The sequence below is a fragment of the Actinomadura scrupuli genome, assembly GCF_050971785.1.
In the GTDB taxonomy this organism is placed as follows: Bacteria; Actinomycetota; Actinomycetes; order Streptosporangiales; family Streptosporangiaceae; genus Actinomadura_E; species Actinomadura_E scrupuli.
The window spans coordinates 1,440,462-1,450,852 of the sequence record NZ_JBPCCU010000002.1; the positions used below are offsets into that span (position 1 = coordinate 1,440,462).

At 71.1% G+C, this 10,391-nt stretch carries 11 protein-coding genes; 7 read left to right on the plus strand and 4 right to left on the minus strand.

The features are described from left to right. Positions 1-45: 45 nt before the first annotated feature. The 3 genes from ACRYCC_RS14305 to ACRYCC_RS14315 form a co-directional block, all read right to left on the minus strand. Entirely contained in the window at positions 46-852 is an 807-nt protein-coding gene (locus ACRYCC_RS14305) for a (2Fe-2S)-binding protein (RefSeq protein ID WP_433812084.1), read from the minus strand. 4 nt (positions 853-856) lie between these two features. After that, positions 857-2,068 (minus strand): ROK family transcriptional regulator, encoded by a 1,212-nt coding sequence (locus ACRYCC_RS14310; RefSeq protein ID WP_433812086.1) that lies wholly within the window; start codon positions 2,066-2,068, stop codon positions 857-859. An 81-nt stretch (positions 2,069-2,149) separates the two neighbouring features. Then, a complete protein-coding gene (locus tag ACRYCC_RS14315) occupies positions 2,150-2,275 on the minus strand; it encodes a hypothetical protein (RefSeq protein WP_433812088.1) in 126 nt (41 codons plus the stop codon). A 211-nt stretch (positions 2,276-2,486) separates the two neighbouring features. Here ACRYCC_RS14315 and ACRYCC_RS14320 point away from each other — a divergent pair, with 211 nt between their 5' ends. The 4 genes from ACRYCC_RS14320 (at position 2,487) to ACRYCC_RS14335 (ending at position 7,053) form a co-directional block, all read left to right on the plus strand. Beyond that, entirely contained in the window at positions 2,487-3,575 is a 1,089-nt protein-coding gene (locus ACRYCC_RS14320; protein WP_433812090.1) for a 3-isopropylmalate dehydrogenase, read from the plus strand. Positions 3,576-3,738: 163 nt separating this feature from the next. Then, a complete protein-coding gene (locus tag ACRYCC_RS14325; protein WP_433812092.1) occupies positions 3,739-4,836 on the plus strand; it encodes a branched-chain amino acid aminotransferase in 1,098 nt (365 codons plus the stop codon). Positions 4,837-5,146: 310 nt separating this feature from the next. Continuing rightward, entirely contained in the window at positions 5,147-6,727 is a 1,581-nt protein-coding gene (gene cimA, locus ACRYCC_RS14330) for a citramalate synthase (protein WP_433812094.1), read from the plus strand. Between the two features lie 44 nt (positions 6,728-6,771). After that, on the plus strand, positions 6,772-7,053 hold the full coding sequence (locus ACRYCC_RS14335; protein ID WP_433812096.1) for a GNAT family N-acetyltransferase: 282 nt from the start codon (positions 6,772-6,774) through the stop codon (positions 7,051-7,053). 65 nt (positions 7,054-7,118) lie between these two features. Here ACRYCC_RS14335 and ACRYCC_RS14340 read toward each other — a convergent pair whose 3' ends face one another. Next, positions 7,119-7,487 carry an antibiotic biosynthesis monooxygenase family protein gene (locus ACRYCC_RS14340; protein ID WP_433812098.1) on the minus strand — a complete coding sequence of 123 codons (369 nt, stop codon included), beginning with the start codon at positions 7,485-7,487 and terminating at the stop codon, positions 7,119-7,121. A gap of 479 nt (positions 7,488-7,966) precedes the next feature. Here ACRYCC_RS14340 and ACRYCC_RS14345 point away from each other — a divergent pair, with 479 nt between their 5' ends. The 3 genes from ACRYCC_RS14345 (at position 7,967) to ACRYCC_RS14355 (ending at position 10,253) form a co-directional block, all read left to right on the plus strand. Then, on the plus strand, positions 7,967-8,341 hold the full coding sequence (locus ACRYCC_RS14345; protein WP_433812100.1) for a hypothetical protein: 375 nt from the start codon (positions 7,967-7,969) through the stop codon (positions 8,339-8,341). 86 nt (positions 8,342-8,427) lie between these two features. Next, positions 8,428-9,372, plus strand: coding sequence for a cellulose binding domain-containing protein (locus ACRYCC_RS14350; protein ID WP_433812102.1), 945 nt, complete (start codon positions 8,428-8,430; stop codon positions 9,370-9,372). A gap of 110 nt (positions 9,373-9,482) precedes the next feature. Then, the gene (locus ACRYCC_RS14355) at positions 9,483-10,253 is read left to right on the plus strand and encodes a fumarylacetoacetate hydrolase family protein (protein ID WP_433812104.1); all 771 of its coding nucleotides are present in this window, start codon (positions 9,483-9,485) and stop codon (positions 10,251-10,253) included. Positions 10,254-10,391 lie beyond the last annotated feature (138 nt).

The following is a 10,391-nucleotide window of genomic DNA, read 5'->3' on the forward strand; positions in this document are numbered from 1 at the left end:
GGCTCACACCGTGATCATGCAATCGTTCGTCGAACGATTGCATGATCACGCTTGGGGCAGGAGGGCGCAGTCGCCGCACATGCCGCCGCCCGGCGGGACCCGGTAGTAGAGACAGCAGCTGCGGCGCCGGAACATCTCCGGGCGCAGCACCTGCTCGGGGGAGGAACCGGCGGCTCCGCCGGTGTCCCCAAGCGGCCCCGTGGATGTGCCGGTGCCCAGCTCTGTGGATGCGGGTGGTGTCGGGGCCGGGGTGCCGGGGAGCGGGTTCGTGAAGGTGCCGGTGCCCGCGAGCGGCTCCATGGTGAGCAGCGCCCGCACCAGGCCGGTGACGGGCACGGCGAGCTCCGGGCGCAGCGACCCGGCACGCAGGGTGCCCACCAGCGCGGACGCGGCGTTGCCCCAGAGCAGCCCGTCCGCCAGTTTCACCACCGCGCCGAAGGTCTCCCGCAGCGGACGCAACCCGCCGTCCACCACCGCGGCGTGCACCGCGGCCGGCTCTGCGGTGTTCTCGCCGCCCGGATCGGCCAGCCACAGTGCGATCGGCGCGCCCGGCGCCCAGCGCCAGTGCAGCCCGGCCAGGTCCGGTACGACTCCGTACCCGGCCGCGCAGGCGACCACGGGGGACCAGAGCCGGGAGGCCAGCGCCTGGAAGAGGATGGAGGCCGCGACCCGGTCCTCGACTCCGCCCAGCCGCCGCGCGTAGGCGGCGATCAGCCGGGCGAGGTCCCCGGTGTCCAGGGCGTCGAGCCGCCGCCAGGTGGGGTCCGCCTCTTCGGCGGGATCGGTGGCGACGGCGAAGAACGGCCCCAGCCGCGCGACCTCCGCCAGCGCCCGTGTCACCGGATCGGCCATCGGGTCAGCTCACGGCGGGCTCGGCGACGGCCCGGTTGAATACGATCTCCCGGGCGGTGCTCAGGCCGATCGCCAGGGCGCCCAGCACCACCGCCTCCCGGCCGAGCGTCGACACCTCGATGGGCGGCGGGCTCAGCGGGGTCATGGTCTCGAGCTGGTCGCGGACGACGTCGAGCAGCACATCCTCGCCGTGCCGGCCCAGCCCGCCGCCGATCACCACGAGCTGGGGGTCGAGGATCGCGGTGACGCTGGCCAGCGCCCGGCTGACGTTGCCCGCCTCGTACTCCACCGCCTGCACGGCGGCCGTGTCCCCGGCCCGCGCCGCGTCCCAGACCTTCTCCGGGGTCAGCCGGCCGGTCATCCCGTAGCGGCGCGCGGTCGCCACCACGCCGGAGGCGGACAGCACGCTCTCCAGCATGCCGTGCCGCCGGGCTCCGGGTGCGCTGGTGAGCGGGTCGGACTCGCCGAGCGGCAGGAACGCCACCTCCCCGGCCGCTCCGCTGGCGCCCCGGTGCAGCCGGCCGCCCAGGATGACGCCCATGCCGACCCCGGTGCCGATGGAGAAGTAGACGAAGTCGGCGACCCCGGCGCCGAGCCCGTAGGCCTGCTCGCCCAGGGCGGCGAGGGCGATGTCGTTCTCGATGACGAACTCGCCGGGCAGCCGCCCGGCCAGCCGGGCGGTGGCCCCCGGGCGCTGCCACCCCGGCAGGTTCGGGGCCAGCCGCAGCCGCTGCTGCTCGGTGTCGTGCACGCCGGGGGTCCCGACCACGATGTAGGTGACGTCGGTGGTCTTGATCGCCGCCTCGGCGGCGAACTCGCCGACGAGTGCCTCGAGCTGGTCGACCAGGGCGTCGGCGTTCGCGGCCTGCGAGCGTACGTCCCGGCGGACCACGATCTCGCCGCTCAGGTCGGCGAGGGCGGCACGCACCCATTCGCGGCCGATGTCGATGCCGAGGACCCAGCCCGCCCCGGGGTGGATCTCGTAGAGGACGGCCGCGCGGCCGGCGCCGCCGGTGCGGTGACCCACGGTGCGGACCAGCCCGACCTTCTCGAGGTCGGCCAGGGCCAGGGAGATCGTCGGCTTGGAGAGCCCGGTCGCCTTGGCGACCTCGGGGCGGGAGACCGGCCCGTTCAGCCGGATCTGCTCGTACACCGCCCGCTCATTGATCACTCGCAGCACGCTCGTCGTGCTCGCCGTCGGCTTGTCCAGCCCCACGCGATCCTCCCCCGTTACCCGCACAGAGGTTGCATATCACGCGGGGTCGCCGTACGGCGGAGAGGACCTCGAACGGATCGGCTATCGGGTGGCTGGGCGGCTCTCCGGCGGCGAGGTGCTGTCCCGGCGGTCCAGGGCGGTCTGCAGGGCCTTCGCGGCCTCCAGCCGAGCTTCGTCGGCCAGGGCGTAGGCGCGTTCGTCGTTCATGAGATGGACGCTCCGATTGAGAGGTGGCGGCAGAGAGTGAGTGCTGGAGCCTTCTCACCAGGGACGTTACCCGCACGTAACGTAACTGTCCCGCGTTCTGGCCATATTTCTCACATGCTGAGACGAAAAGCCGGACCGTCGGCCATCCTCCCCGGTCCCGGGATGTGAGATCCCGTTTCGCTAAGTGAGACCGACTCGGTAAGGTGAGCCCATGGTTTCCCGCAGCATCCGCCTGGCCGTCGTCGCCGGTGACGGCATCGGCCCCGAGGTCGTCGCCGAGGGGCTCAAGGTCCTGGACCTCGTCGCCCCGTCGTACGGCCTGACGATCGAGCAGACCCCGTACGACCTGGGCGCGGCCCGCTGGCACCGCACCGGCGAGGTGCTGCCGGACTCCGTGCTCGAGGAGATCCGGGCGCACGAGGCCATCCTGCTGGGCGCCGTCGGCGACCCCACCGTGCCGAGCGGTGTGCTGGAGCGCGGGCTGCTGCTGCGACTGCGGTTCGAGCTGGACCACTACGTCAACCTGCGGCCGGTCAAGCTGTTCCCCGGCGTCGAGACCCCGCTGGCCGGCGTGGCCCCCGGCGACATCGACATGATCGTCGTCCGGGAGGGCACCGAGGGGCCGTACACCGGCGTGGGCGGTGTCGTGCGCAAGGGCACCCCGTACGAGGTCGCCACGCAGGAGAGCGTCAACACCGCCTTCGGGGTGGAGCGGGTCATCCGCTACGCCTTCGAGGCGGCGGCCTCCCGGCCGCGCAAGAAGCTCACCCTGGTGCACAAGGACAACGTCCTGACCTTCGCCGGTGAGCTCTACCAGCGCCTGCTGCGCCAGGTCGGCGCGGAGTTCCCCGAGGTCACCACCGACTACTGCCATGTCGACGCCGCGACGATGTTCTTCGTCAGCCGGCCGCAGCGCTTCGACGTCGTCGTCACCGACAACCTCTTCGGCGACATCATCACCGACCTCGGCGCGGCCATCGCCGGCGGTATCGGGCTGGCGGCCAGCGGCAACGTCAACCCCGACCGGACCGCCCCCTCGATGTTCGAGCCGGTGCACGGCAGCGCCCCCGACATCGCCGGGCAGGGCAAGGCCGACCCGACCGCCACGATCCTCTCCGTCGCCATGCTGCTGGACCACCTCGGAGCGCCCGAGGCCGCCCGCCGTGTCGAGGCGGCGGTCGCCGAGGACCTGGCCGAGCGCCAGGGCGCTCCGGCGCGGAGCACCGGCCAGATCGGGGACGCGATCGCCAAGCGCGTCGCCTCCGGGGCCGGCTCCCAGACCTCCCGAGTAGCCGGCTAGGGCGCGCCGCTCTGGCCTGGCACAAGGCTGTGACAGAGCTTTCTCCGGGCGCGTCCGCACGGGCGCGCCCGTTCTGTCGTGCGTACCCGTGATCTGAGGAGAAAGAAAGGACGACAATAGGGATGCCGGGATCGCACCGGCGATCCGGGAGAGGACCAGTAAAATGACCACAGACTTCGCCATCCAGCTGGCGGCCGACCGCGTCGACGACGCCGAACGCGAGCGGTTGCTGGCGGACCCGGGCTTCGGTCAGCTGTTCACCGAACACATGATCACGATCGCCTGGGACACCGAGCAGGGCTGGCACGACGCGCGCCTCCAGCCGTACGGGCCGCTCTCGCTGGATCCGGCCACCAAGGTCTTCCACTACGCCCAGGAGCTCTTCGAGGGGCTCAAGGCCTACCGGCAGCCGGACGGGTCGATCGTCACCTTCCGCCCGCAGGCCAACGCCGCCCGCTTCAACAGGTCGTGTGAGCGGATGGCGATCCCGCCGCTCCCAGAAGAGCTGTTCATCCGCTCGCTCGAGCTCCTCGTCACGACCGACAAGGACTGGGTGCCGACCCGGGAGGGGCACAGCCTCTACCTGCGTCCCTTCATCATCGCCACGGAGACCGGGATGGGCGTCAACAGCCCGTCCTCGAAGTACCTCTTCATCGTGATCGCCTCCCCCTCGACCGCGTACTTCTCCGGCGGGGTCAAGCCGGTGTCGGTCTGGCTGTCAGAGGACTACACCCGTGCCGCGCAGGGCGGCACCGGCGAGGCCAAGTGCGGCGGCAACTACGCGGCCGCCTTCGTCGCCCAGGCCGAGGCCGTCCGGGAGGGCTGTGACCAGGTGGTCTGGCTCGACGCGGTGGAGCACCGCTGGGTCGAGGAGATGGGCGGCATGAACCTGTTCTTCGTGCAGGGCTCCGGGTCGGAGGCCCGGCTGCTCACCCCCGCGCTGACCGGCACCCTGCTGCCCGGCATCACCCGCGACTCGCTGCTCAAGCTCGCCCCCGACCTGGGCATCCCCGTGGAGGAGGGCCGGATCAGCACCGATGAGTGGCAGGCGGGCAACGCCTCCGGCGACATCAGCGAGGTCTTCGCCTGCGGCACCGCCGCGGTGATCACCCCGGTGGGCCGGGTCAAGGGCCCCGGCCGGGAGTGGCTCGTCGGCTCCGGCGAGCCGGGCCCGGTGACGCTGCGGCTCCGGGAGGAGCTGGTCGGCATCCAGTACGGCTCGCGGCCCGACCCGTACGGCTGGATCCACAAGATCGCCTGATTCTCTCCCGCTCGCCGTCCCGGCGCCGGGACGGCCCCCGATCACCTGGGGCGTCCCGGCGACCGGCGGGCGCTGATCGCCAAGGTCGGGTAAAGGATGTCTCGGATGGCGAGACCGATGTGACGTGTGAGTTTTCGGTGTGGCACACTGAATTCGTTATGCGCCACGCTTCGGTGATTATCGGCGGGCGCGCCGGCTGATCAAGGACACCGCCGGCGCGCAGACCTCTCACGTCCGTGAGGGGTCTTTTGTTTTTCCGGTGCTTTCACATCCCTGTCAGCCAGCGCCGCCCCGTATGGAGGAGAGCTCGATGCTCGACGACGGCTTCCACGTCTATGACACGACGCTGCGTGATGGGTCCCAGCAGGAGGGGCTCAACCTGAGCGTGGCCGACAAACTGGCCATCGCGCGGCACCTCGACGACCTGGGCGTGGGCTTCATCGAGGGGGGCTGGCCTGGCGCGAACCCCCGGGACACCGAATTCTTCGCGTTGGCTCGGACCGAGCTCGACCTGAAGCACGCACAGCTCACCGCGTTCGGCGCGACCCGCCGGGCCGGTGCGAAGGCCGCCGACGACCCTCTGGTGGCCGCTCTGCGAGAATCCGGCGCGCCGGTCGTGACTCTGGGGGCCAAGAGTCACGACCGGCACGTCGAGCTGGCCCTGCGCACGACGCTCGAGGAGAACCTCGCGATGATCCGCGACACGGTCTCCCATCTGCGTGCGGAGGGGCAGCGGGTCTTCCTGGACGCCGAGCACTTCTTCGACGGTTACAAGGCCAATCGCGCCTACGCGCTGGAGGTCGTACGGACCGCCACGGAGGCCGGCGCCGACGTGATCGCCCTCTGCGACACCAACGGCGGCATGCTGCCTGACGAACTGGCCGACGTCGTCCACGAAGTCGTGTCGGTCGGTGCCCGGGTCGGCATCCACTGCCACGACGACTCCGGCTGCGCGGTGGCCAACAGCCTCGCCGCGGTGCAGGCTGGGGCCACCCATGTCCAGGGCTGCGCGAACGGCTACGGCGAGCGCAGCGGCAACGCCAACCTGTTCACCGTGGTGGGCAACCTGCAGATCAAGCGGGGACTGCAGGTGGTCACCGACGCTCAGCTTGCCGAGATGACCCGTATCGCGCACGCGGTCTCCGAGATCACCAACCTCACGCCCAGCTCGCAGCAGCCCTACGTCGGCGTCTCGGCGTTCGCGCACAAGGCGGGGCTGCACGCCTCCGCGGTCAAGGTCGACCCGGACCTCTACCAGCACATCGACCCGCTGCGCGTCGGCAACGACATGCGCATGCTGGTCTCCAGCATGTCCGGCCGGGCGTCGGTCGAGCTCAAGGGCAAGGAGCTGGGCTACGACCTGACGGGGCCGAAGGCCAAGGAGGTCGTCGACAAGGTCAAGGAGCTGGAGGCCGAGGGGTACACCTTCGAGGCCGCCGACGCCTCCTTCGAGCTGCTGCTGCGCGGTGAGCTGTTCGGCGACCGGACCACCTACTTCCAGGTCGAGTCCTGGCGGACCATCGTCGAGCGGCGGCCGGACGGCGTGATGGTCAGCGAGGCGACCGTCAAGCTGCACGCCAAGGGCGAGCGCATCGTCGCCACCGGCGAGGGCAACGGCCCGGTCAACGCCCTGGACACCGCGCTGCGCATCGCGCTGGAGCGGCTGTACCCCGAGCTGGCCAAGCTGGAGCTGATCGATTACAAGGTCCGGATCCTGGAGGGCTCGCACGGCACCGGGGCCAGCACCCGGGTGCTCATCGAGTCCAGCGACGGCCGCGGCGAGTGGGGCACGGTCGGGGTCGCCGAGAACGTCATCGCGGCCTCCTGGCAGGCCCTGGAGGAGGCGGTGACCTACTCCCTGCTCCGGGCCGGCTACGACACCGGGCAGTGACGCCCGGGGGGAATCTTCTCCTCGCCGCGGGCATTACACCCAGCATGAGTGTCAAGATCACGAACAACACGGCGGAGAACCGCTACGAGCTCCATCAGGACGGTTCGCTCGCCGGCTTCGCGGAGTACCGGCTGCGCGACGGGCGGGTGATCTTCACCCACACCGAGGTCGATCCGTCCCACGAAGGGCAGGGGCTGGGCGGCGAACTCGCCCGGGGAGCCCTGGACGATGTGCGGTCCACCGGGCGGTCGGCCGTGCCGCTGTGCCCCTTCATCAAGGCCTTCATCGACAAGCATCCCGAGTACCAGGATCTGGTCGCCGGCTGATCCCGGCCGGCCGGGTGGTGTTCCGCCGGATCCCGCCCGCGGAACCCCCCCCGCCGCCGAACGGCTCAGGCCTGATCGGCGGACTGCACGACCTCGAACGACCAGAGTTCCGAACCGGTGGCCGCCGGGCCGCCGTGCCCGTGGCCATGGCCGGTCTGCCGGTCCGCGCCGCCGGCCGCCTGCGCGTCGGCGGCCGCCTTCGCGTGGCCCTTGGCGAACGACTGGCTCTCGGTCCAGCGCTGGAAGTCCTCCTCGCTCCGCCAGCGGGTGTAGACCATGTAGCGGTCGGTGCCGTCGACCGGGCGCAGCAGCTCGAAGTGCTCGAAGCCGTCGGCGGACTCCACCAGCCCGGCTCGCCCGGCGAAGCGGCGTTCGAGCTCCTCGCGCATCTCGGCGCTCACGGTCAGCACGTTGATCTTCACCACCGAAGGCACACACATCTCCTCTGTAGAAGTGACCCTGTGTAGAAGTGACCCGCTTGTAGAAGTGACCCGCGTCAGACCTGACCCCTGACGGGGTTCTCACGGTACGCGGCCGCCTGGGCGGATCCGCCTCAGCCACGCCCGGCGGGGCCGTGCCCGCCGTAGGAGTCCGCCTTTCCTGGCATTAAGGACGTCAATTGATGACCTAAAACCGGAATGGCGTTCAGCGCGCGGCGGCCCCTAGGATTATGGCTGGGCGGTCATCTTTTGCCGTCACGCAGTGAGATGATCGCAGCTCGCACCGGTTGCCATAACCATCGGTAATGGTTCAACTACCCAGAAAGTTAGTGAAACGCCATCAAATAGGTGGCGAGACGCCGTCGCGCTCGCCACGATGTGTGTCTACGGCTTCACGCCGCTGCGGGCGACCCGGTGTCTCCGCTACCGCCCGAGGGCCCGCGCCCTGCCCCGTGTCGAACCGGAGTGATCGAATGCCTGTCCGACGTCGCTGGGGCCCCGGGTCCGAGGGCCGTCCCGCCGCCGGTTCACGGGCACACGCCGCGTACGAGCTGGGCATGTGGTGCGAGCGCGAGGGGGAGCTGGAGTGCGCCGCGCACTGGTTCCGCTGCGCGGCCGAGGCCGACTTTCCCGACGCGGCGCTCCGCCTCGGCGGCGTGCTCGGCCGTCTCGCGGACGAGCAGGGCATGAAGACCAAGCAGTCGCCCGAGATGCTGCTGGCCGAGGCGACACGCTGGCTCTCCGAGGTGAAGACCAGCCCGGACGCCGTCGAGCTGATCACCGATCTGCTCAACCGCCAGCAGCGGCTGGCCGCCCGGCGGGCCATCGAACCGCTGACCGTCGGCTGATCCACCTCTAATCGGGCGAACAACCCCATCCCCTCCGGCGTCGGACTGAGTGACATGACTCTGTTCCCGCCCTAGAAGGTGATGAGTTGAACGCTTCGGACGTTCCGGATCACGAGCCGACCTCCGACCTCGAGCTCCCGGAGAAGGCGTCCGGCCACGCTGGCGACACCGCCACGGACTTCCCGCAGGCGGGACCGGACGACGCCACCGACCGGGTGCCGCTGCCCATCGCGGCCGCCGCCCCCTGGCCGGGGGCCGCCGGGTTCGCCGCTCCGCCCGTCTCGTCGGCGGATGAGGTGACCCACCAGAGCCCCCTGCCGCCGTTCCAGCCCCCGGGCGGGTTCGGGCCCCCCGGACCGCCCTCCGCTCCGCCGGCCGTCCGGCCGCGCGGCAAGCGCGGGGTGATGGTCGCCGCGATCGGCGCCGCCCTCGTCGTGGTCCTGGCGGGCGCCGCCGCCGCGATGCTGTGGCCGGGAGGCGGCGGCAAGCGCCCGATCGCGGCGGTGACCAGGTCCGCCCCCGCGGGCCCGGGCGGCACCGCCTCTCCCACGGGTTCTCCCGCGGGGACGCCGTCGCCCGGTGCCGCCCCGTCCCGCCAGGTGCCCGCGCCCGGCGGGTCCAGCGGCCCGCCGCAGAGCGCGCCCGCCTCGCCCGGGCCGGTGGCCTCCAGCGCGCCGCCGCAGCCCGGCGGCGCCCCCGCCGCCGGTACGCTGCCGAACGGTCTCGCGATGCCGTATCGGACCGTACAGCGGGAGCTGGGGTACTTCGAGGGCACCGTCACGGTCACCAACCGGACCGCAGCCCCGCTGTCCACCTGGGAGCTGTCCTTCAGCTATCCGGGCGCGCAGGTCAGGACGGTCTGGGGCGCCGTGCTCGTCCAGGCCGGCTCCCAGGTGATCATCCGGAACGACCCGGCGGCGGGCCCGATCCCGCCCGGCGGGACGTACACGGTGAGGTTCGGCGCGGGCGGGGTGCCCTCCATGCCGGCCGGCTGCCGGTTCGGCGGCAGCGACTGCGGCTTCACTCCCTAGCGTCTCCCTGGCGGCAGGCGCTCCCTGGCGGCGGGCGCTCCCTGGCGGCCGGGCACGCCAGGAGGTATGCGGCCGCCACGTGGGGTGGAGGTCTTGGCTAGGCTCGGGGGATGCGTATCGCGAGGTTCGCCGGCGACGGCGGCGTGTCGTTCGGGGTGATCGACGAGGACGAGGAATCGATCGCCGCGATCTCCGCCCACCCCTTCGGGGAGATCAAGTTCACGGGTGCCAGGCATCGGCTGGAGGACGTACGGCTGCTGGCGCCGATGCTGCCCAGCAAAGTGATCGCCGTCGGTAAGAACTACGCCGATCACGCCCGGGAGATGGGCGGCGAGCCGCCGGCCGAGCCGCTGATCTTCATGAAGCCGTCGACCGCGGTCATCGGGCCCGCCGAGGTGATCGGCTATCCGGAGAAGCTCTCCTCCAGGGTGGACTTCGAAGGGGAGCTCGCCGTGATCATCGGCCGGCTGTGCCGGGAGGTCCCGGCCGCCCGGGCGGCGGACGTGATCTTCGGCTACACCTGCGCCAACGACGTGACCGCACGCGACCTGCAGAAGCGCGACGTGCAGTACACCAGGGCGAAGGGCTTCGACACCTTCTGCCCGCTCGGGCCCTGGATCACCACCGGCGTCGACCCCTCGGACCTGCGCATCCAGACCTTGCTCAACGGCGAGGTCAAGCAGGACTCGCGCACCTCGAAGATGATCCACTCGATTCCGACGCTGATCGAGTACATCAGCCAGGTGATGACCCTGCTGCCGGGTGACGTGATCCTCACCGGCACGCCGGAGGGGGTCGGCCCGATGGAGGCCGGCGACCAGGTCTCGGTGACGATCGAGTCGATCGGTACCCTCTCCAACCGGGTCCTCGCCCGCGACTGACCCCCTGCGGCGGTACGGCTAGCTGTACTGCCCAGGCAGGTTGGTTGAGTTTGTGTGACGACACGGTGTGAATCTGCGTGATGACGAAGGCCTCCGGTTGTGGAGTGGAGCTGTCTAGGAACCGCTCCGCCAACAGGA

Excerpts from the sequence above, each read along its gene's own strand:
- ACRYCC_RS14315 (WP_433812088.1), bottom strand. The coding sequence starts at position 2,275 with ATGAACGACGAACGCGCCTACGCCCTGGCCGACGAAGCTCGGCTGGAG.
- ACRYCC_RS14345 (WP_433812100.1), top strand. The coding sequence starts at position 7,967 with ATGCCTGTCCGACGTCGCTGGGGCCCCGGGTCCGAGGGCCGTCCCGCC.
- ACRYCC_RS14320 (WP_433812090.1), top strand. The coding sequence starts at position 2,487 with ATGGTTTCCCGCAGCATCCGCCTGGCCGTCGTCGCCGGTGACGGCATC.
- ACRYCC_RS14305 (WP_433812084.1), bottom strand. The coding sequence starts at position 852 with ATGGCCGATCCGGTGACACGGGCGCTGGCGGAGGTCGCGCGGCTGGGG.
- ACRYCC_RS14335 (WP_433812096.1), top strand. The coding sequence starts at position 6,772 with ATGAGTGTCAAGATCACGAACAACACGGCGGAGAACCGCTACGAGCTC.
- ACRYCC_RS14355 (WP_433812104.1), top strand. The coding sequence starts at position 9,483 with ATGCGTATCGCGAGGTTCGCCGGCGACGGCGGCGTGTCGTTCGGGGTG.
- cimA (WP_433812094.1), top strand. The coding sequence starts at position 5,147 with ATGCTCGACGACGGCTTCCACGTCTATGACACGACGCTGCGTGATGGG.
- ACRYCC_RS14325 (WP_433812092.1), top strand. The coding sequence starts at position 3,739 with ATGACCACAGACTTCGCCATCCAGCTGGCGGCCGACCGCGTCGACGAC.